General features: G+C 64.1%; 18 protein-coding genes. 16 read left to right on the top strand and 2 right to left on the bottom strand.

Translation table 11 applies throughout. The annotated features are described in order from the left end of the window. The 7 genes from EOD07_RS00630 to EOD07_RS00660 form a co-directional block, all read left to right on the top strand. Positions 1–1,135: ABC transporter substrate-binding protein (locus EOD07_RS00630; protein WP_127233519.1), on the top strand; the 1,135-nt coding region annotated here is incomplete at its 5' end. 30 nt (positions 1,136–1,165) lie between these two features. Beyond that, positions 1,166–2,179 carry an ABC transporter permease gene (locus tag EOD07_RS00635; RefSeq protein ID WP_127233520.1) on the top strand — a complete coding sequence of 338 codons (1,014 nt, stop codon included), beginning with the start codon at positions 1,166–1,168 and terminating at the stop codon, positions 2,177–2,179. Positions 2,180–2,247: 68 nt separating this feature from the next. After that, positions 2,248–3,012 (top strand): ABC transporter permease, encoded by a 765-nt coding sequence (locus tag EOD07_RS00640; protein WP_245469727.1) that lies wholly within the window; start codon positions 2,248–2,250, stop codon positions 3,010–3,012. Further along, positions 3,009–3,995, top strand: coding sequence for an ABC transporter ATP-binding protein (locus EOD07_RS00645; protein ID WP_127233522.1), 987 nt, complete (start codon positions 3,009–3,011; stop codon positions 3,993–3,995). The genes EOD07_RS00640 and EOD07_RS00645 overlap by 4 nt, the downstream gene beginning before the upstream one ends. A 2-nt stretch (positions 3,996–3,997) precedes the next feature. After that, positions 3,998–5,017, top strand: coding sequence for an ABC transporter ATP-binding protein (locus EOD07_RS00650; RefSeq protein ID WP_245469717.1), 1,020 nt, complete (start codon positions 3,998–4,000; stop codon positions 5,015–5,017). 22 nt (positions 5,018–5,039) lie between these two features. Next, positions 5,040–5,885, top strand: a complete 846-nt coding sequence (locus EOD07_RS00655; RefSeq protein WP_127233523.1) for an SMP-30/gluconolactonase/LRE family protein — start codon at positions 5,040–5,042, stop codon at positions 5,883–5,885. Between the two features lie 38 nt (positions 5,886–5,923). Continuing rightward, positions 5,924–7,591: a N,N-dimethylformamidase beta subunit family domain-containing protein gene (locus tag EOD07_RS00660; RefSeq protein ID WP_127233524.1), complete on the top strand. Its 1,668-nt coding sequence runs from the start codon at positions 5,924–5,926 to the stop codon at positions 7,589–7,591. A gap of 272 nt (positions 7,592–7,863) precedes the next feature. On the opposite strand, the gene EOD07_RS00665 is transcribed toward EOD07_RS00660, so the two are convergent. Further along, entirely contained in the window at positions 7,864–8,574 is a 711-nt protein-coding gene (locus EOD07_RS00665) for a TetR/AcrR family transcriptional regulator (protein ID WP_127233525.1), read from the bottom strand. A 190-nt stretch (positions 8,575–8,764) separates the two neighbouring features. On the opposite strand from EOD07_RS00665, the gene EOD07_RS00670 reads away from it, so the two are divergent. From EOD07_RS00670 to EOD07_RS00700, 7 genes are all read left to right on the top strand, one after another. Continuing rightward, positions 8,765–9,877, top strand: coding sequence for a sugar ABC transporter substrate-binding protein (locus EOD07_RS00670; protein ID WP_127233526.1), 1,113 nt, complete (start codon positions 8,765–8,767; stop codon positions 9,875–9,877). A gap of 75 nt (positions 9,878–9,952) precedes the next feature. Beyond that, the gene (locus tag EOD07_RS00675) at positions 9,953–10,918 is read left to right on the top strand and encodes an ABC transporter permease (RefSeq protein ID WP_127233527.1); all 966 of its coding nucleotides are present in this window, start codon (positions 9,953–9,955) and stop codon (positions 10,916–10,918) included. A 7-nt stretch (positions 10,919–10,925) separates the two neighbouring features. Beyond that, positions 10,926–12,431, top strand: coding sequence for a sugar ABC transporter ATP-binding protein (locus EOD07_RS00680; protein ID WP_127233528.1), 1,506 nt, complete (start codon positions 10,926–10,928; stop codon positions 12,429–12,431). A 9-nt stretch (positions 12,432–12,440) separates the two neighbouring features. Next, the gene (locus EOD07_RS00685; protein WP_041005968.1) at positions 12,441–13,382 is read left to right on the top strand and encodes an ABC transporter permease; all 942 of its coding nucleotides are present in this window, start codon (positions 12,441–12,443) and stop codon (positions 13,380–13,382) included. Positions 13,383–13,390: 8 nt separating this feature from the next. After that, entirely contained in the window at positions 13,391–14,422 is a 1,032-nt protein-coding gene (locus EOD07_RS00690) for an alcohol dehydrogenase catalytic domain-containing protein (protein ID WP_127233529.1), read from the top strand. Positions 14,423–14,492: 70 nt separating this feature from the next. Then, the gene (locus EOD07_RS00695; RefSeq protein WP_127233530.1) at positions 14,493–15,989 is read left to right on the top strand and encodes an aldehyde dehydrogenase family protein; all 1,497 of its coding nucleotides are present in this window, start codon (positions 14,493–14,495) and stop codon (positions 15,987–15,989) included. Next, entirely contained in the window at positions 15,989–17,593 is a 1,605-nt protein-coding gene (locus tag EOD07_RS00700; protein ID WP_127233531.1) for a GMC family oxidoreductase N-terminal domain-containing protein, read from the top strand. The genes EOD07_RS00695 and EOD07_RS00700 overlap by 1 nt, the downstream gene beginning before the upstream one ends. Positions 17,594–17,639: 46 nt before the next feature. On the opposite strand, the gene EOD07_RS00705 is transcribed toward EOD07_RS00700, so the two are convergent. Continuing rightward, positions 17,640–18,461 (bottom strand): aldo/keto reductase, encoded by an 822-nt coding sequence (locus EOD07_RS00705; RefSeq protein ID WP_041006218.1) that lies wholly within the window; start codon positions 18,459–18,461, stop codon positions 17,640–17,642. Between the two features lie 112 nt (positions 18,462–18,573). Here EOD07_RS00705 and EOD07_RS00710 point away from each other — a divergent pair, with 112 nt between their 5' ends. Further along, a complete protein-coding gene (locus EOD07_RS00710; protein ID WP_127233532.1) occupies positions 18,574–20,145 on the top strand; it encodes an acyl CoA:acetate/3-ketoacid CoA transferase in 1,572 nt (523 codons plus the stop codon). After that, entirely contained in the window at positions 20,142–20,912 is a 771-nt protein-coding gene (locus EOD07_RS00715; protein ID WP_127233533.1) for an enoyl-CoA hydratase/isomerase family protein, read from the top strand. Before EOD07_RS00710 ends, EOD07_RS00715 begins: the two co-directional genes overlap by 4 nt. Positions 20,913–20,951 lie beyond the last annotated feature (39 nt).

Raw genomic sequence — 20,951 nt, forward strand, 5'->3', positions numbered from 1 at the left:
CGTCACGGTGGTCGATCCCAAGACCGTCAAGATCGAGACCAAGGCGCCGACAGTCTTCCTCGCCTCCAACCTCAGCCGCATCGAGATGCTGTCCGACGAGGACATCGCCAAGCACAAGGACGACCTCGGCCAGGCGTGGTTCAACGAGAACGCCAACGGCACCGGTCCCTACGAATTCGTGTCTTGGACACGCGGCACCCAGATCGAGTTGAAGCGCAACGACAAATGGTGGGGCAAGTTCCCGGAAAAGCCGTTCGACCGCGTGCTCGACCGTTTCGTCACCGATGGCGCCAACCGCGCCCGCGGCCTTGAGGGCGGCGAGTTCGACCTCGCCAATTTCGTGCCGCTCGACGAGGCGCTACGCATCGGCACCAGCAGCGGCTTCCATCTGGTCGAAGGCAACAATCTGTGGGCCTGGCCGGCGATCTATCTCAACATGGATCTGGCGCCGACCAACAACAAGGATTTCCGCGAGGCGCTGGTCAAGGCGTTCGACTACAACGCCATGGTGCAATCCTTCCAGGGCAAGGCCGAAGTCGGCCGCGGCCCGGTCCCGTCCTGGTTCCCCGGCAGTCCGGAAAAGGAAGAGGCCGAAATCAAGACCGATCTCGACGGCGCCAAGGCGGCGCTTGCCAAATCGGGGCTCGCCAACGCCAAGATGAAATGCTCGGTGCCCGCCGGTTTCCCGGAATTCCGCTTCGCCGCGACCGTGCTTCAATCCTCGGCCCAGCAGCTCGGCGTCACTGTCGAGATCGAGGAGCAGCCCTTCGTCGAGGCGATCACCGCCATCAAATCCGACAAGAGCAACTGCTTCGTGCTCGGCAACGCGAACCTCAGCCCTTCGGATGCGACCAAGTTCTTCTCCGCGCATTACCTCAAGGGCGGGTTCTACAATTCGGGCAAATTCTTCGACCAGACGCTGCAGGATCTCGTGGCGAAGCTGCCGACGATTTCGGACGCCGTCGAGCGCGGCAAGCTGCTCAAGCAGGCGGCCGATATCGTGGTGGACTCGCACTACATCATCTGGACCGCGCGGCCGAAGACCGTGGTGCCCGAGCCTGACCGCATCGGCGGCTACCGCATCGATCCGGCCGAGTACATCAACGCCCGGTTCTGGGAAATGTACAGCAAGTAACAGCGGGGTGAGCATGCGGACGGCACGGTTGTGATCGCCTTCCTGTTGAAGCGTCTGGTCTGGGGTCTTGTCGTCCTCATCGCCGTCGCGGTCATAACCTTCTTCCTCAGCCGTGTCGTTCCGGCCGACCCTGCCGCCTTCCTGGCCGGCCAGAACGCCTCCGAGGAGACCGTGCAGCGCATCCGCGTCGAGCACGGTCTCGACCGGCCGCTGCCGGAGCAATTCGCTTCCTACATGATCGGCCTCGCCAAGGGTGACCTCGGCGAGTCCATTCGCACACGCCGCAGCGTCAGCACCGACCTCAAGCAGTATCTGCCGGCGACGCTGGAACTCCTGATCGTCAGCTTCGTCCTTTATCTGGCAGTCAGCTTCTCGCTGGCGGTGCTCGCCGCCCGCCGCCCCGGCGGCGCGGTGGACGGCGCGATCCGCCTCATCACCATGGTCGGCACCGGGATCCCGGTATTCTGGCTCGGCATGACGCTGCAGTTCTTCTTCTTCTACAAATTACACTGGCTGCCGCTCGGCGCGCGCTTCCCGATCCGCGAGACGGCGCCACCCGTGGTCTGTGGCTTCCTGCTGGTCGACTCCCTGCTGGCCGGCAGCCTCTCGGCCTTTCTCGCCAGCCTGAAGCATCTGACGCTTCCCGCCGCGACCATCGTCGTCAACCTGCTTGCGGTCGGCACGCGGCTGTCGCGCGCCGCCCTCATCCAGGAGCAAAGCCGGCTCTATGTGCGCACGGCGCGCGGCAAGGGCCTGTCGCCCAACCGCATCCTGTTCAAGCACATCTTGCGCAATGCGCTGTCGCCGATCCTGACGGCAACCACCATGCAGTTCGGCTACATGATCAGCTGGGTGATCCTGGTCGAGGTCATCTTCGACTGGCCCGGCATCGGCCTCTACGCCTACCAGTCGTTCCAGGTCTTCGACTATTCGCCGGTGATCGCGCTGGCGATCGTCTCGACGGCCGGCTTCGTCATCATCAACCTGGTGATGGACCTTCTCTATCCGGTGATCGATCCGCGCGTGCAGAGTGTCGGCTCATGAGCATTTCCACCCAGCCCACGCGCCGGACCATCGCGAGGCCGAAGGGCGTGCTCTTGCCGCTCGCGCTGCTGGTGCTGGTGATCCTGGCCGCCTTCACGCTTCTGCCCGGCCTGATCGCGCCGCGCGACCCGATCGCGCTTGCCATGGCCGACCGGCTGAAGCCGCCGAGCCTCACCCATATCTTCGGCACGGACGAAGGTGGCCGCGATGTCTTCTCGCGCATCGTCTACGGCACCCGCTATTCGCTTGGCGTGGCGATCGCCATCGTCTTCGCTTCCGCCCTGTTCGGCGTGATCTATGGCGCGGTCTCCGGCATGGCGCGCCAGGGCATCGACAATCTGATGATGCGCATTGTCGACCTGTTCTTCGGTTTCCCGGCGCTGGTGCTGGCGCTCGCCGTCGCCGCCTCGATCGGGCGTGGGCTCGACAGCGTGGCGCTGTCGCTCGCCATCATCTGGTGGCCGGGCTATGCGCGGCTGGTGCGCGGCGAGGTGCTGCGCCTGCGCGAGCGGCCGCATGTCGAGGCCGCCCGCGCGCTCGGCGTGTCGGAGATGACCATCCTGCGCCGCCACATCATCCCCTTCGTCGTCCAGGAGGTGAATGTGCGCGTCACCACCGACATCGGCTACGCGCTGGTCGCCGTCACCGCCCTTTCCTTCCTCGGCCTCGGCGCCAATTCGCCGACGCCGGAATGGGGTCTGCTGATCCGCGACTCGCGTCCCTATTTCGGCTCGGCCTGGTGGTATCTGGTTTTTCCCGGCACCATGATCATGCTGACCGCCACCGCCTTCTCGCTGATCGGCGATGCGCTCGCGTCGAGGCGGGCCGCATGATCCTGTCGGTCCGCGACTTCGCAATCGGCTTCCAGCGCGAGGGCCAGAACCTCGTCGCTGTAGACGGCATTTCCTTCGACGTCGCCGAGGGCGAGACCTTCGTCATCATCGGCGAGTCCGGCTCGGGCAAGTCGCTGACCGGCATGTCGATCGCCGGCCTGCAGCCGCCCACCGCCTTCGTCTCCGGCTCGATCCGCTTCAAGGATCGCGAAATGCTGAAGCGACCCGACGCCGAATTGCGCAAGCTGCGCGGCCCGGAGATCGGCTTGATCTATCAGGACCCGCTGAGCTCGCTGAACCCGGTCTGGCCGGTCGGTGACCAGATCGCGGAGACACTGACCGCGCACGGCCTTGCCAGCCGCGCCGAGGCAAGAAAGCGCGCCGTGGAGATGCTGGAGCGCGTGCGCATTCCCGATCCGCGCCGCGTCGCCTCTGCCTATCCGCATGAGATCAGCGGCGGCATGCGCCAGCGCGCCATGATCGCGATGGCGCTGGCCGCCGGCCCGAGCCTGCTGATCGCCGACGAGCCGACGACGGCGCTCGATGTCACCATCAAGGCGCAGATGCTCGAGCTGCTTGCCGAACTGAAGCGCGAGCTTTCGCTGACGATCATCCTGATCACGCACGACATGGGCGTCGTCGCCGAAGTGGCCGACCGGATCCTCGTGCTCTATGCCGGCCGCATCGCCGAGGTCGGGCCGGCCGACGCCATCATGCTGCAGCCCACGCATCCTTACACCGCCGCGCTGATGACCAGCGCCATGATCTCGCAGACGCCTACCAAGCAGGAACTTAACGCCACCGGCGGCGGTGCGCCCGGACTGGGCGCCTTCCCGGCCGGCTGCCGCTTCCATCCGCGCTGCCCGCGCGCGCGGGACGACTGCAAGGCGATCGAACCGCCGCGGCGGAAATTCGGCAGCGTCGAGCTTGCCTGCCATCATCCCATCGAGGCCGCCACGCCTCTTGAAACCGCGAGGAGCTGACCATGGCGCTTCTCGAACTCGATGCCGTCTCGAAGATCTTCTCGCAGCGCCGCGGCGGCCGTGCCGTGCAGGCGGTGGCCGGCGTTTCGCTTACCGTGGGCAAGGGGGAGACGTTGGGGCTGGTGGGCGAGAGTGGATGCGGCAAGTCCACTCTCGCCCGGCTGGCCCTCAAGCTGGTCGACGTGACGGACGGGCGCGTGCGCTTCGACGGCGTCGATGTGACCGGGTTCGCCAGCCGACGCATGCTGCCGATCCGCCGTCGCCTGCAGGCCGTGTTCCAGGATCCGCTCGCCTCGCTCAACGCGCGCATGACGATCGCCGAAGTGATGCGCGAGCCGTTCGACACGCATGGCGTCAAGCTTGGCGCCGGGCTTGAGACGCGCATTCGCGAGCTTCTCTCCTTCGTCGGCTTGGAGAACATCGATATCCGGAAACTGCCTGGCCAGTTTTCCGGCGGCCAGCTGCAGCGCATCGCCATCGCAAGGGCGCTGGCGCTTGAACCGGAAATCATCGTCGCCGACGAGCCGACCTCGGCGCTCGATCCTTCGATCCAGGCGCAGATCGTCAACCTGATGCTGCAGATCCAGCGCAAGCGCGGCATCTCCTACCTGATCATCTCGCATGACCTCGACGTCATCGGCCATGTCGCCGACCGCATCGCGGTGATGTATCTCGGCATCATCATCGAACAGGGAACGGCCGACGCAATCATGCAGCGGCCGCTGCACCCTTACACGCAGGCGCTATTGTCGGCCGCGCCGACGCTTGCCGCGCGCCGCCAGGTCGGGTGGAAGCGCATCATGCTCACCGGCGATCCGCCCAATCCGGCCGACGTGCCATCCGGGTGCCGGTTCCATCCGCGCTGCCATCTGGCGCGCGACATCTGCCGGGAGAAAGTGCCGCCGCTGCGCGCCACGCCCGGCACCGGCCAGATGGTGGCCTGCCACCTCGCGCCCGACGAGACAGCGCAAGCCGGCGCCGAGGTCGGACGCGCCCGGCGCGGGCTGGCCGTCGCCAGCTAGAAGCTCAGCCAAGGGAGGAGCAATGAAACGGTCGAAGGAAATCCATGTGACGGGCCTGGGCTTTCCGGAGGGACCGGTGGCGCTCCCGGACGGCTCGATCGCCTTCGTCGACCTGCTGCACGCCAAGGTCCGCGCCTTCAAGGACGGCGCCGTGCGCGAGCTGGCCGCCCTTTCCGGCGCGCCGAACGGCATGCGGCTCGGTCCCGACGGCGCGCTCTACATCTGCAACAATGGCGGCCTTGCGCCGGAATCGTTGGAGACGCTGCATTTCGCGGCGCCGATGATTCCCGGCTGCATCCAGCGCCTGCAGCTCGACGGCCGCTGGGAGGCCTTCGCCGACCAGTTGCCAGGCGCAAAACCGTCGCGGCCGAATGACCTCATCTTCACGCCGGCAGGCGAGATCGTGTTCACCGACCCGCAGAACTGGGAGGTGCTGGGCGCGGATGCCAGTGCTTATCATGGCGGGCAGCTGCTTGCGGCGGGACAGGACCGGAAGGTCCGCGCGCTGGCCAAGATGACCGGCTTCCCGAACGGGCTTGTGTTCCACCCCGACGGCTCGCTGATCGTCGGCATCACCATGGAGCATCGCCTGCTGCGCTTCGACTGGAATGACGGCAGCGTCGGCGCGATGACGGAATGGGTTCGTCTCGACGACCGCTTCAACCCCGACGGCATGGTCTTCCATGACGGCCTGCTCTACGTCACCGGCAGCACCGGCGACCGGGTCGCCATCCTCGACGCCACCGGCCGGCTGGTCGAGATGATCGATTGCGGCGAGGGCAGCGACCCGACCAATTGCTGCGTCCATGACGGCCGGCTCTGGGTGACGCTCGGCCTGCCCGGCCAGCTCATCTCCTACGCCCTTTGACCAACGCCTCTCAGATCATCCTTGAAACGAGTAAGCCCATGTCCCGTGAAGACGATTTCGTCCCTCCAGAACTCGGCCCGGTCAACATCCGCCCGCGCAAAGCCTGGGCCATGTCCGCCGACGAGCACTGGCACTCCAACCCCTGGTATGAGGCGCCGCGCGGCGACCCTGCTTTGCCCGAGGTCTACACCTACACGGACACGATGTCCTATGACCCGGGCGACGAGGTCGTCTTCCACTCCACCACAACTGCGCCGCAATGGACGCTGGAAATCTATCGCGATGGCTATCGGCCGGAGACCGTCCACAAGGTCGAGAACATCGCCGGCGTCTTCGCGCCGACCCCGGCGGATGCATATAGCTCCGGCTGCGGCTGGCCCGTCAGCCACCGCTGGCGCCTGCCGGCGGATCTGCGCTCGGGCTTCTACCGCGTCGTCTCGACCTGCGCCCGCGCCAATGGCGGCAAGTTCGTCCAGCATCATTTCTTCGTCGTTCGTCCGACGGCGGCAACGCGCCGCGCCAAGATCCTGATGATCCTGCCGACCGGCACATGGACCGCCTACAATGATTTCGGCGGCGCCAACCACTATTTCGGCGTTGTCGGTCCGGGCAAGGACCAGCCCTCGCCCGTGCTTTCGCTCGAGCGCCCTTGGACCCGCGGCGTCGTCTGGCTGCCGCCCGGAGCACCGCGCATCTGCGCCGACCCGCTGCCGGAATTCGGCGACGCGCCGCGCTATCCGATGAAGGAATGGGCCTATGCCAACGGCTTCGGCCAGTATTACGCCGCCGCCGGCTGGGCGCAGTTCGACCGCCACTTCGTGCTGTGGGCGGAGAAGGAAGGCTACGAGCTCGACATGATCACGCAGACCGACCTGCACTACAGGCCGGAGCTGCTCGACGCCTATCCGTGCCTGACCATTGTCGGCCACGACGAATACTGGACCCGCGAGATGCGGCTGGCGATCGAAGCCTATGTCGAACGCGGCGGCCGGCTGGCGCGCTTCGGCGCCAACTTCCTCTGGCAGATCCGCCTGGAGGACGACGGCAAGCGCCAGATCTGCCACAAGTTCAACGCCATCAACAACGATCCGGTCGCCGGCACCGACAAGGCGCATCTGCTGTCGACCGCCTGGGAGGACAAGGACGTCGCCTGGCCGGGCGCCTCGACGGTCGGCGTCAACGGATTGCATGGGCTCTACGCGTCCTGGGGCGGCTTCGCGCCGCACGGCCAGAAAGGCTTCACCGTCTACCGGCCCGAGCACTGGGTGTTTGCCCGCACGGGGCTGCACTATGCCGACATCTTCGGCGACAAGGAGCGCATCTTCGCCTACGAGGTCGACGGTCTCGATTACACGTTCAGGCATGGCCTGCCCTACCCTGTCCCGGTCGACGGTCAGCCGGAAACGATCGAGATCCTCGCCATGGCGCCGGCGGTGCTTGCCGAGGACGAGCCGGACGGCGAAGGTTTCCGCTATTACGTCCGCGGCAGCGACCATGAGGGCCTGGTCAAATGCGTGACCGGCGAGGTGACCCCGGAAGGCCTCGCCCGCTACAAATACGGCGCGGGCATGATGGTGCACATGACCCGCGGCAAGGGCGAAGTGGTGACCGCGGCGACATGCGAGTGGGTCATGGGCCTCAAGCGCGGCGACCGCTTCACCGAGCAGATCACCCGCAACGTGCTTGATCGGTTCACAGACTCATAAGGTCGGTTGTGGGAAAATCACAAAGCACAAAGCCAAATCGGCGCAAGTGACGTGACTGATGCTGCCGCAGAGACTTTGCGGGCAGCTGCATTCCTATGTTCGCGGCTATCTGAGGCAGAAGATGTTGGCGCTCGCGGTCGCAGCTCAATCACGCGGTTGCTTCTATCGCGAGGCGCTGCGATTAGCCCGCCGGATCGGCTTTGTGACGCATCGCCGAAGTCACGCCCCAGCGAGCGGAAGACCTCGTCGCCGTCAACCGCCCACTGGCAATGTTACGCGCTCACCAGTCTCATAATGGTTTCGATATTGAATTCTAAGCGTCTGTTTAGAGCGTCTTTTTCCATCATGTCCTGTTCGAAAATAATCGAACCTGTAAATCTGTTCGTCAGATAGTAGTATCCGATCGCAGCGATCGTGATGTTCAGCTGCACAGGGTCGATACCGGCGCGGAAATCGCCGCTGCTGACGCCTCGCTCAAGTATTCCCGACACCATGGCAACGAATTTGCGGCTGGCGGTCTTGATCAGCTCAGACTTCTTCACATGCTTTGCGCGGTGGAGATTCTCGCTGTTGACCAAGGTGATGAACTCAGGATTCTTCAGATAGTATTGCCATGTGAACCGCACGAGGCGTTCAAGGGCGTCCTTGGGCTCAAGGTCGTCGAGATGAAGCTTCTGTTCGGCTGTGCGGATGGCCAGGTAGGCATTTTCCACCACTGCCTGGAAGAGACCGTCCTTGCTGCCGAAATAATGATAAATCATGCGCTTGTTGGCATTGGCCTTCGCCGCGATAACGTCGACTCGGGCGCCGCCGAGGCCATTCTTGGCGAAATCGCTCTTTGCTGCTTCCAGGATGCGAAGCTTGGTCGCTTCGGCGTCCCGAAGACGCTTCTTCTTGGCGACATTGCGAGATTTGTCTGACGTGGCGTCCACTTTGGCCGCTCCCTTGATTCCAGTTCCAGCGTGCAGGCGACGATCGGTCATACGCTGAAAGTCATTTCAATTGTCCAAGAAGTCAACAGGCTGTGCGCTGCGCCGCCGCTTGACTCTTGCATGTTCAAGAAGTAACTAGATGGTGCATTAAGTGACCAAGAGAGCGGTCGCACGGCCAGGCTTCTCGAGGTTGCTCAATAGGTGGCCCGCCGTTGTGGGTCGTTGCCAAATGGGAGGAAGCATGTCGACTTTCATCAAGGATTACATCGAGCGCGAGACCATCAGCCGGCGGAATTTTCTTCTCGCCACGGCTGCCGGCATGGGAGCCATGGCGGCCCCCTTCGCTTTCGGCGGCGCCGCCGCCCGCGCGGCGATTGCAGACCCGGCGATCGCCTGGTCCTATCGCGACCGCGCATCGGCTTACTGGAACTCGATCGTGTCGGGCGGGGAAACCTTCGTGGAATCCCTCGGCAAGCCCAAGGATTCCCTCGTCTCGCTGATCAACGAGGGTTCCTCGGAGAAGTCGCTGGCTGACATCAAGGCGTTTCTAGCCAAGACCAGCGGCAAGTGCGCGATCGCCTGCGACGCCAACGACAGCCCCAACGCCCGCCCCGTGGTCGAAGCGGTGCGGGATGCCGGCGCCTACATTTCCACGATATGGAACAAGACCGACGACCTGCACCCGTGGGATATCGGCGACAATTACGTCTCGCACATGACCTGGTCGGATGAGAAGCCCGCCGAGCAGACGGCGCGTATCCTGTTCGAGGCCATGGGCGGCAAGGGCGGCGTCGTGCACCTGGGAGGTATTGCCGCCAACAATCCGGCCATCGAGCGCCTCAACGGCCTGAAGAACGCGCTGAAGGACTTCCCCAACATCGAGCTTCTCGACGCTCAGCCCGCCGATTGGGACACGACCAAGGGCACGGAACTGATGGCGTCTTTCCTGACGCGCTTCGGCGACAAGATCACCGGCGTCCACTGCGCCAACGACAACATCGCCTATGGCGTCATCGAGGCATTGCGCGCCGAGGGCATCGAGGACATGCCGATTGTCGCCTATGACGGGAACCCCGAGGCCGTGAAGCTGGTGATGGACGGGAAGCTTCTGGCGACCGTCTTCACCAATCCTCACTGGGGCGGCGGCATCACCGCAGCGCTCGCCTATTATGCCGCGACCGGCGCCTTCAAGCCCTCGGAGGAGCCGAAAGAGCATCGCGAATTCTACGGCCCGACGATCCTTATCACGAAGAAAGACGCAGCGGACTTCAAGGCCAAATATCTCGATTCCGTCCCTGCCTACAATTGGAAGGATTTCTGGGGGCCGAGCAACGGGCAGATCAAGTACAAGTAACTAAGAAGCTCGATCGGGTGGCCCGGAGACGGGCCGCTCTCCCCTATGACGGCACGCTTGGACGGGAGGCCGAAGTTGCCACGCATCCTCACGCGGGAGAACGCGATCCGCTGGGCACCCTTTCTGGTGCTTCTCGCGCTCATAGTGCTGTTCACGGCTCTGAACCCTTCGTTCTTGTCGCAGCGCAACTTCGCGCGCATCGCGATCGCGGCAGCGCCCGCGCTCATGGTGGCGGTCGGCGTGACCTTCATCATCGTCATGGGTTCCATCGACCTCTCCATGGAGGGTGTCGTTTCCCTGACAGCCGTGCTGTTCTGCTTCCTGATGCTGGCGCTCGGCGGAACGCTCGCGTCCGGTGGCTGGATCGCAATCCCGGTCATTCTCGCCGTCGGGGCCACGATCGGCCTGGTGAACGGCCTCATTCACGTCAAGCTGAAGATACCGTCCTTCATGGCGAGCCTCGCGCTCGGGTTCGTCGGCACTGGCGCCGCGATTCTCCTGACCGGCGGCGACATCGTCAAATTCAACGACCCGACGTTCCGCGCCCTGCTGACCTGGCGCATTCTCGGATTTCCGCTGATGGTCTATGTCGCGGGCCTGTGCCTCGTCCTTGCCTGGTTGATCCAGGCCCATACCCGCCTCGGGCGCTATTTCTACGCGGTCGGCGGCGGCGAGGACCTTGCCCATGCCTCGGGCGTACAGGTGCAGCGGGTGCGGATGGCCGGGTTTGCGCTTGCCGGCTTCTTCTACGCCATAGCCGCGATCCTGCAGGTGGCGAAGCTCGGCCAGGCGGAATCGGTCACCGGATCCAACTTCATGTTCATGTCGATCACGTCGGTCGTGGTCGGCGGCGTGGCGCTCTGGGGCGGCATCGGCGGCGTATGGAACACCCTGGTCGGCGTCCTCATCGTCGCCGTGATCAACAACGGCATGGTGGTCATCGGCCTGCCCGACTTCCTGCAAGCCGCCGTTCTTGGGCTGCTCGTCATCATCGCGGTCATCCTGTCGACGGACCGGCGCTCGGTCGCATTCGTCAAGTGAGGGCGCCATGTATGAATTGAGAGCGGTCGAAAAGAAATTTCCGGGCGTCAGGGCGCTCAAATCCGTCGACTTCTCCATCAGCCGCGGCGAGATCGTCGGGCTGGTGGGTGAGAATGGCGCCGGCAAATCCACGCTCATGAAGGTGATTTACGGCGCCTACCAGCCCGATGGCGGCGAAATCCTCATCGACGGCAAGCCGGTGCGGTTCAACGGCCCCCGCGATGCGATGGAAAGGGGCATCGGCATGGTGTTCCAGGAGCAATCGCTGATCACCAACCTGTCGGTGATGGAGAACATCTTCCTGGGCTATGAAGACCAGTTTTCGCGCTTCGGCGTGCTCAACTGGAAGGCGATGGCCAAAGCGGCCCGGAAGCAGCTCGCCAAGGTCAAGCTCGATATCGATCCGCGCACGATCACCTCGAGCCTTTCCTTCGCGCAGCGCCAGCTCGTGGAACTGGCCAAGGTGCTGACGCTGGAGGAACGGGTACAGGGCCATCTGGTCGTCCTGCTCGACGAGCCGACCTCGGTGCTGGCGGAGGAAGAGGTAAAACTGTTGTTCAAGCTCGTGCGGGAGCTGACGACGCGCGCTTCCTTCATCTTCGTGTCCCATCGCATGGACGAGGTGATGGAGCTTTCGGACCGCATCTACGTGATGAAGGATGGCCAGGTGGTCGACGTCGTCTCGCGCGGCGCGGCGACACCGGAAGCGATCCAGCACAAGATGGTCGGACGCCATGTCGACAAGGAGTATTACCGGGAACAGAAGCAGAGGCCCTACGATCCGGCGAAGCCGCTGGTCGAGCTGTCGGACGTCAGCCTGCCCGGACGGGTCCGCGACATCTCGCTGACACTTCATGCCGGCGAAGTGCTGTGCCTGGTCGGCACCGAGGGCTCCGGTCGCGAGGCGATCCTTCGAACCATCTATGGCATGCGCGCGCCAACCAAAGGCGTCCTGAAGATCAAGGGCAAGACAGTTTCCAGGCTGACCGCTCAAGGCGCGGTGGAGCGCGGCGTCGGCTATGTGCCGCGCGAGCGCAAGGTCGAAGGCATCGTCGCCGGCATGAACGTCTACGAGAACATGACGCTCTCGCAAATGCCACGTTATGCGCGGATGGGCTGGCTCGATGTCGGCGACGAGCGCGACCTTGCCAGGAAATGGATCGGCAAGCTCGCCATCAAGGCAAGCTCCGAATATGCCGATTGCGGCAATCTCTCCGGCGGCAACCAGCAGAAGGTCGTGCTTGCCAAATGGCGGTCGGGCGGCTCCGACATCATGCTGCTCGATCATCCGACCCGCGGCCTGGACATCGGCGCCAAGGAGGATGTGTACGACATGATCAGGGAGATGTGCGACGACGGGGTCGGCGTCGTCCTGGTCGCCGATACGCTTGAAGAGGCGATCGGCCTCTCCCACACCATCGTCGTCATAAAGGACGGCGAGATCCAGAAGCGCTTCGATTGTGTGCCCGGCTCCAAGCCGACGCTCTACGACCTTCTGCACTACATGATCTGAGAAGCCTCCATGGACATCCAACGCCTCAAGCCGCACTTGCCCTGGATCACCCTTCTGATCCTGGTCGCGATCGTCGGCATCGCCGATCCCAGCTTCCTGAAGCCGGCCAACCTGCTGAGCCTTGCCGGCGACATCGTGCCGCTGTTCATCATGGCGCTGGGCTTGACCTTCGCGATCTACATCGGCGGCATCGACCTGTCGGCGCAGTCGATGGCGAACATGATCACCGTCGTCGCCTCGGTTTATCTCGCGCCGCTGGGGATCTGGGTCGCGGCGCTCTGCATCCTTGCCGGACTCACGCTGGGAACGCTTTCCGGCTACCTGACCACCCGCATGTACGTCCCCTCTTTCATCTCCACACTGGCCGTCGGCGGCGTCTGCTTTTCGGTGGCGCAATGGCTGTCTGGCAACCGCGCTCTCAACATGGATGCCGCCCAGCGCAACGAGACGTTCGGCTGGATGATCGGCCGAACCGGCATCGTGCCGCACGAACTCTTCATCGCGCTGGGCCTGTTGGCAATCTGCCTGATCATAGAACGGCGTACGATCCTCGGCCGTGCGCTGAAGGCCGTGGGCGCCGGCGAACTGGCCGCGGCCGCGTCCGGCCTCAACGTCGCCCGCTACAAGATCCTCGCCTTTGCCATATCCGGAGCGCTGGCCGCGGTGGCCGGGCTGCTTTTTTCCGTCAAGCTGTCGGGAGGAGCTCCGACGATTGCCAACGGCTTCCTGTTGCCGGCCATCGTCGCGGTGCTTGTCGGCGGAACGCCGCTGACAGGCGGCGTCGGCGGTGTGCTGAACACCGCGATCGGCACGCTGATCGTGGCGGTCATCCGCGCCTCGATGCTCTACTTCGGCATCGCGGCAACGCAGCAGCAGATGGTCTTCGGTCTGGTGCTGATCGTCGCGATCGCCCTGACCATCGACCGCTCCAAGCTCCGCACCGTGAAGTGAGACACGCCATGGCAACAATGCGCGCCGCCGTTCTGACCGCTCCGCACCGTTTCGACCTGCGCGAGATCGCCATTCCGCAGGTCGGCCCCGACGACGCCCTGATCCGCGTCTCGAGGACCGGCATATGCGGCACCGACATCCATATCTTCAACGGTCACTATGCCGCCGACCGGCTGCCGCTGGTGCCCGGCCACGAGTTTGCCGGGACCGTAGCCGCGACGGGCGCGCATGTGAAGCACATCGAGCCCGGCACGACCTGCGTCGCGGACGTCAATATCGGTTGTGGCGAGTGCTATTGGTGCCGCCGCAACGAGATCCTGAACTGCCCGTCCATGACTCAGGTGGGCATCGGACGCGACGGCGCCTTCGCGGAATATGTGTGCGTGCCGGCCAGGCTTGTCATACCGGCTCCGGACAATGTGCCGGCCGAGGTGCTTGCCCTTACCGAGCCGGTGTCCTGCGTGGTGCGCGCCGCGCGCAAGGCACGCGCGACCTTCGGCCAATCCGTCGTCATTCTCGGCGCAGGGCCGATCGGTAACCTTCACGTCCAGATGATGCGCCTGTGCGGCGCTGCGCCAATCATCGTCGCCGACCTGTCGGAAGACCGTTGCCGTCTTGCCCTTGAAGCCGGAGCGGATGCGGCCGTCGCCGATCCCGCCCAGCTTAAGGCGGAGGTCCTGAAAAGGACCGGCGGGCGCGGCGCGGATCTCGTGATCGAGAGCGTTGGTTCACCGCGGCTTTACGCGCTCGCTTTCGAGCTCATCCGCAAGGGCGGCCATGTCGCATTCTTCGGTCTCACCGGGTCCAAGGACACGGTGCCGGTCGATATCTTGCGCACCATCCTTGAGGAGAACAGTCTCAAGGGCTCGGTCGCCGGCATGGGAGAAGACATGCACGACGCGCTGACACTTTTGTCGCACGGCCGCTTTCGGACCGAGGCGTTCACCCGCGCAGCCTTTCCTCTCGATCAGATCCAGCGCGTCTTCGAGACCTTGGCCGAACGGCCCCAGGATCTGAAGACGCAGATCGTATTCAACTAGGGCTGGCCGGCGCGTCTCGCCGGACGGCGATCGCGAACGGCCGGCGCACCCATCGGAACGGAGGCACTCCATGCTTGATTTCACTGATCGCGCGACCCTGCCGGATGCGCCGCGCGAATTCGGTTTCTGGTCGGACGGATCCTGGCGCAAGGGCGGCGCCATGTTCGAGCGCCGGTCGCCGGGCCACGGCGTGCCGGTGACGCTCACGCCCAGATGCACGGTCGACCACCTAAACGCGGCCGTCGCCGCGGCGCGCCGTGCATTCGAGGATCGCGGGTGGGCCGGACTGCCGGGGGCCGACCGCGCGGCGGTGCTTCTGAGGACAGCCGATATCCTGCGCCGCCGCCGCGACGAAATCGCCTATTGGGAAGTCCTCGAGAACGGCAAGCCGATCTCCCAGGCGCGCGGCGAGATCGATCACTGCATTGCATGCTTCGAGGTCGGCGCGGGCGCCGCAAGGCTGTTGCATGGCGACAGCTTCAACAGTCTCGGCGACGGGCTTTTCGGCATGGTTCTGCGCGAGCCGGTCGGCGTGGTCGGGCTCATCACGCCCTGGAATTTCCCTTTCCTGATCCTGTGCGAGCGCATTCCCTTCATCCTGGCCAGCGGATGCACCGTTGTCGTCAAGCCTTCGGAGGTAACGTCCGCGACCACGCTGCTGCTTGGCGAGATCCTTTCCGAAGCCGGCGCGCCCGACGGCGTCTATAACGTCGTCACCGGCTCCGGCCGGACGATTGGCCAGGCGCTGACCGAGCATCCCGACGTGGACATGCTGTCCTTCACCGGATCGACGTCGGTGGGCCGCTCCTGTGTGCACGCCGCTGCCGATTCGAACTTCAAGAAACTCGGTCTGGAACTCGGCGGCAAGAATCCAATCATTGTCTTTGCGGACAGCGACCTCGAGGATGCGGCCGACGGCGCGGCTTTCGGCATAAGCTTCAACACCGGTCAATGCTGCGTGTCGTCGAGCCGCGTCATCGTGGAGCGCTCGGTGGCGCGCGAATTCGAGGAAATCCTGGCCGCCAAGATGGCCAAGATCATCGTTGGCGATCCGCTGCAGACGAAGACGCAGGTCGGCGCCATCACCACGGATGCGCAGAATTCGACCATCCTGAGCTATATCGACAAGGGCAAAGCCGAAGGGGCGACGCTTGTCGCCGGCGGACAGGCCCTGGACCTCGGCGGCGGCCAGTATATCGTGCCGACATTGTTTTCCGGGGTCACGCCCGGAATGTCGATTGCCCGCGACGAAATCTTCGGGCCCGTCCTGTCTTCCTTCCATTTCGACACGGTGGAGGAGGCAATCAGCCTTGCGAACGATACCGTCTATGGCCTGGCCGCCAGCGTGTGGACGAAGAACATCGACAAGGCGCTGGTCGTGACGCGGCGCGTGCGTGCCGGCCGGTTCTGGGTGAACACGATCATGGCCGGCGGGCCCGAGATGCCGCTTGGCGGGTTCAAGCAGTCCGGCTGGGGACGGGAAGCGGGAATGTACGGCGTGGAAGAGTACACACAGGTCAAGTCCGTCCACATCGAGGTCGGCAAGCGTGCGCACTGGATCAAGTGATGACGACAGGTTTCGACTATGTGATCATCGGCGCAGGCTCGTCGGGTTGCGTACTTGCCGCGCGCCTGTCCGAGAATCCGGCTGTCAGGGTCTGCATCATCGAGGCTGGCGGCAAGGACAGCCATCCCTACATCCATATGCCGGTCGGCTTCGCCAAGATGACCACGGGGCCGCTCACCTGGGGACTGGTCACGGCGCCGCAGAAGCACGCCGACAACCGTGAGATTCTTTATGCGCAGGCAAAGGTGCTTGGCGGCGGTTCGTCCATCAATGCCGAGGTCTATACGCGCGGGCACCAGACCGATTACGACCGCTGGGCAAACGAGGAAGGCGCCGACGGCTGGGCGTTCAAGGACGTCCAGAAGTATTTTCTGCGTTCGGAGGGCAACTCCATCCTCTCCGGCAGCCTGCACGGCACCGACGGGCCGCTCGGGGTGTCGAACATACCCGATCCGAATATCGTCTCGCGCGCTTTTGTCCAAAGCTGTCAGGAATACGGGCTGCCGTATAATCCCGACTTCAACGGGACAAGACAGGAAGGCGCCGGAATCTACCAGATCACGACGCGGAACAACCGGCGTTGCTCGGCGGCCGTGGGCTACCTCAAGCCCGCTCTCGGACGCCCGAACCTTACGCTGATCACGGGAGCTCTGGTCCACCGCGTCGTCTTCAAAGGCGGGCGGGCGGTCGGCGTCGAATACTCGGTTGGCCGCTCGCGCCGGGTCGCCAGCGCCGACAGCGAAGTGCTGGTGACCTCAGGGGCGATCGGCACGCCGAAGCTGATGATGCTGTCAGGCGTCGGCCCTGGCGACCACCTCCGTCGCCACGGCATCGAAGCGATCCAGGATCTTCCGGGTGTCGGGCAAAACCTTCGTGATCATTTTGGCATCGACATCGTGGCGGAGTTGAAAGGCCACGATTCACTCGACAAGTACAACAGGATTCACTGGATGCTGTGGGCCGGCCTCCAGTACACGCTGTTCAAGAGCGGACCGATAACCTCAAACGTGGTCGAGGGTGGCGCCTTCTGGCATTCCACGGGGAACCATGCGGGGTCGGTGCCCGATCTGCAGTTCCATTTCCTGGCGGGAGCCGGCGCCGAAGCAGGCGTGCCGTCGGTTCCGAAGGGATCGTCCGGGATCACGTTGAACAGCTATACGCTGCGCCCGAAATCGCGCGGGAGCGTGACGCTCCGCTCGCCGGACCCGCGCGACAATCCGATTGTCGACCCCAATTTCCTTTCTGATCCCCACGATCTCAGAATATCGGTCGAAGGCATCAAGATCAGCCGGGAGATATTCAATCAGCCGTCGCTGCGCAAATTCATCAAGGAGCTCCGTTTCCCTGACACAAGCGTGCGCTCGCAGTCGGACTATGAAGCCTATGCGCGACGCTACGGCCGCACCTCCTATCACCCGACTTGCACCTGTAAGATGGGGAAGGACGCGATGTCGGTGGTCGACCCGCAATTGCGGGTGCATGGGCTCGACGGCATTCGCATATGCGACAGCTCGGTGATGCCGTCGCTGGTTGGGTCAAACACCAACGCGGCGACAATCATGATCGGCGAGCATGCGTCCGACCTGATCCGCGGCAACCGCTAGCATCTGCCGGTCACCTCGGATCTGATCGCCCTTACCGTTCGCGCGCTCAGACGTCGAAATCCGGCGCATAGGGGATCAGCCGTTTGCCGACGACCCGGTAACCGACGGCGTTCATGGCGTCGATGCGGCCCATGTCGATGCTCGACAAGGTGAAGTCCATCACGTCGAAATTCGAGCGGATGTTGTCCGGCTTGGTGGACATCGTGTTGATCGGCAAGCCCTTCTGCAGGATCCAGCGCAGCACGACCTGGGCAGCTGACTTGCCGTATGCGGCGCCGATCTCGGCGAACAGCGGATGCTTGAAGACCTCGCCGCGCGCGACCGAGCAGTAGGATGACAGCGGGATACCCGTTTCGTTCGCGGCCGCCAGCAGCTTGCGCTGGTCAAGAAGCGGATGGAATTCCACCTGATTGGTTACGAGCGGCACGCTGGCGATCTGCTTCGCTTGGCGCATCATCGCCGCCGTGTAGTTCGAAATTCCGACGGTGCTGGCGAAACCCCGTTCTTGCGCGTCCTGAAGCAGTTCCAGTGAAAGCCTGATGTCGCCTCCTGGCGTCGGCCAGTGAAGCAGCAGGATGTCGACGCGATCCAACTTCAGATCCTGCAGCGATTGTTCGACTGACGGCATGAATCGCTCTTGCGAGAAGTTCTCCACGGTGACCTTTGTCGTGATGCAGAGCTCGTCCCGGGGTATGCCGCTCTCGGCCAAGGCCAGGCCCGTATCGGCTTCATTGCCGTAAGCCTGAGCCGTGTCGAACGCGCGGTAACCTGCATCGATCGCAGCCGCGACCGCAGCGCGCAGCGTATCCCCCTTAAGAGGGAACGTCCCAAACATCCGCTGGTTCGTCTTCTGGAACATGATGTTCATCGAAATCCTCCCACTGGTTTGCCGTCGGCGCGGAGCTTGCTTTGAAAGCGGCCGACGGCTATACAGATATAACTATCTAGTTACTTATTGCCAAGCCTTATGGAGAGGAAACGTGAGCAAGGTCAGGTCGGCAGCGCAGGCCGTCGCCGCGATACGCGACGGAGCAATGGTCGCGGTCAATTCGTCGTCCGGCCTCTTGTGTCCGGACGCGGTGCTTGAAGCCATTGGCAAACGCTTCGCGACGGAGGGAGCGCCGCGCGACATCACCACAATCCATCCGATCGCCGCCGGCGACATGTTCGGCACCAAAGGTGTCGACCACATCGCCCTGCCGGGCTTGCTCAGCCGCATCATCGGCGGCTCGTATCCGTCGGGACCGACCAATGCCGAGCCGCCGCTGATCTGGCAGCGCATTCTGGCCGGCGACGTGGCGGCCTGGAACTTCCCCTCGGGAATCGTCTTCGACATGTTGCGCGAGGGTGCGGCGCACCGTCCGGGCGTGCTGACCAAGGTCGGCATGGATACCTTTGTCGATCCGGCGCTCGAGGGCGGCGCCATGAACGCTGTGGCGCGGAAATCGCCGATCGTGCAGCGCGTGGAATTCAACGGCGAAACGTGGCTGCACTTCCCCGCCCTCAAACCGGATGTGGCGATCATCCGCGCGACCACGGCGGACGAGAAGGGAAACCTCACCTTCGAGCAGGAGGGAGCGACCCTCGGCGCGATGGAGATGGCGCTCGCGGCGCGCAATTGCGGCGGCGTCGTCATTGCCCAGGTCAAGCGCGTGGCCGCTCAGGGCACGCTGCGGCCGCATGAGGTGCAGGTCCCGGGTATCCTGGTGGACTTCATCGTCGAGGCGCCGGATCAGCTGCAGACAACGGGCACTGCATACGATCCGGCCATATCGGGCGAACTGTTCCGGCCGCTGCACACGTTCCGCACGCCGGAATACAATGTCTCCAAGGTCATCGCGCGCCGCGTCGCGCAGGAGCTTCGAGCGGGCTGGGCTGTCAATATCGGCTTCGGCATCTCGGCCAACGTGCCTCGCATCCTGATCGAGGAAGGACTGCACGGCGCCGTCACCTGGGTGATCGAACAGGGTCCGGTGGGCGGCGTGCCATTGCTCGACTTCAAGTTCGGCTGCGCCTCGAACGCGGAAGCGTTCGTCGCCTCCCCGCATCTTTTCACCTACTTCCAGGCCGGAGGCTTCGACTGTTCCTTGCTGTCGTTCCTCGAAATAGGCTCCGACGGATCCGTCAACGTCTCGCGCCTTTCCTCGACGCCGCATCGCACCGCCGGCGCCGGCGGCTTCGTGGACATCACCGCGCGGGCGCGCAAGATCGTCTTCTCCGGCAACTTCAACGCCGGCGCGAAGATGCGGCTGGAGAACGGAAAGCTGGTCATCGACAAGGAAGGCAAGGTCGCAAAGATCGTCCCGAAAGTGGACCAGGTCAGCTTCTCAGGCGCGCGCGCCGTCAGCCAAGGCCAGGACGTCACCTATGTGACGGAAAGATGCGTCATCCGCCTGACCGGCGACGGCTTGGTCGTCACCGAAATAGCCCCCGGACTCGACCTTGAGCGTGACGTCCTGCGGCAGGCGGCGTCTCCTCTCGCGGTGTCGCCCGGGCTGAAGCTGATGGACGCGGCGCTGTTCCTTGACCAGCCGATCGGACTGCGGCTGTGAGCGATCCCCGTCTCGACCTCAGCTTCGATGGGGCGGTCGCGCGAATGACCATCCGCCGGCCTGAGAAGCTCAACGCGCTCGATGCCGCGATGGTCGATGCGCTCGTGCCGCTGTGCAGAGCGGTGGAGCGTTCCGCGGTGAAGGTGCTGATCCTGACCGGCGAGGGCGAGAAGTCGTTCTGCGCGGGCGGCGACGTCGCTGCTTGGAGCGTGCTCGGCGCCGAGCAGTTCGCGCGCCACTGGATCCGCGACGGCCATGCCGGCTTCGACGCTCTCGCCAGGCTTTCACAACCGGTCATTGCCGTCCTCAACGGCCATTGCCTTGGCGGAGGTCTGGAGCTTGCGGCCTGCGCCGACTATCGGATCGCCGAGCGCCACGCCCGCATCGGCCTGCCTGAAACCAGCCTCGGGATCATACCCGGCTGGTCGGGCACCCAGCGCACGGCTCGCCGTTTCGGCCCCCAATTGATCCGGCGCATGTCGCTCTTCGGCGAGGTCTATTCCGCCGACGAAGCCTTGAGATTGTCGCTTGTCGACAAGGTGGTCGACAAGGGGAGCGGCCTCGCGTCGGCCGAGGAACTTGCCGCTATCGTTGCAGGCAGGTCCGCCACCGCCACCGAGCTCGCCAAGATGCTCATCAACGCAGCTGAAGGCGAGGAACGGGAGCGTGTTCTGGATGCGTTTGCCGGACGTATCGCCGCCGGCAGCGACGACCTTCGGGCAGGCCTGGCTGCCTTCCGGAAAAAGGGCCTCCGGTCGGGAGGCTGACACTAAGGCATGTCTCCCGAAAGCGGGAACCGGTTTCGG

It is taken from the genome of Mesorhizobium sp. M2C.T.Ca.TU.002.02.1.1, from assembly GCF_003997225.1.

Coding starts and splice junctions, on each gene's coding strand:
- EOD07_RS00645 (WP_127233522.1), top strand. CDS start 3,009: ATGATCCTGTCGGTCCGCGACTTCGCAATCGGCTTCCAGCGCGAGGGC.
- EOD07_RS00650 (WP_245469717.1), top strand. CDS start 3,998: ATGGCGCTTCTCGAACTCGATGCCGTCTCGAAGATCTTCTCGCAGCGC.
- EOD07_RS00655 (WP_127233523.1), top strand. CDS start 5,040: ATGAAACGGTCGAAGGAAATCCATGTGACGGGCCTGGGCTTTCCGGAG.
- EOD07_RS00660 (WP_127233524.1), top strand. CDS start 5,924: ATGTCCCGTGAAGACGATTTCGTCCCTCCAGAACTCGGCCCGGTCAAC.
- EOD07_RS00665 (WP_127233525.1), bottom strand. CDS start 8,574: ATGACCGATCGTCGCCTGCACGCTGGAACTGGAATCAAGGGAGCGGCC.
- EOD07_RS00670 (WP_127233526.1), top strand. CDS start 8,765: ATGTCGACTTTCATCAAGGATTACATCGAGCGCGAGACCATCAGCCGG.
- EOD07_RS00680 (WP_127233528.1), top strand. CDS start 10,926: ATGTATGAATTGAGAGCGGTCGAAAAGAAATTTCCGGGCGTCAGGGCG.
- EOD07_RS00685 (WP_041005968.1), top strand. CDS start 12,441: ATGGACATCCAACGCCTCAAGCCGCACTTGCCCTGGATCACCCTTCTG.
- EOD07_RS00690 (WP_127233529.1), top strand. CDS start 13,391: ATGGCAACAATGCGCGCCGCCGTTCTGACCGCTCCGCACCGTTTCGAC.
- EOD07_RS00695 (WP_127233530.1), top strand. CDS start 14,493: ATGCTTGATTTCACTGATCGCGCGACCCTGCCGGATGCGCCGCGCGAA.
- EOD07_RS00700 (WP_127233531.1), top strand. CDS start 15,989: ATGACGACAGGTTTCGACTATGTGATCATCGGCGCAGGCTCGTCGGGT.
- EOD07_RS00705 (WP_041006218.1), bottom strand. CDS start 18,461: ATGAACATCATGTTCCAGAAGACGAACCAGCGGATGTTTGGGACGTTC.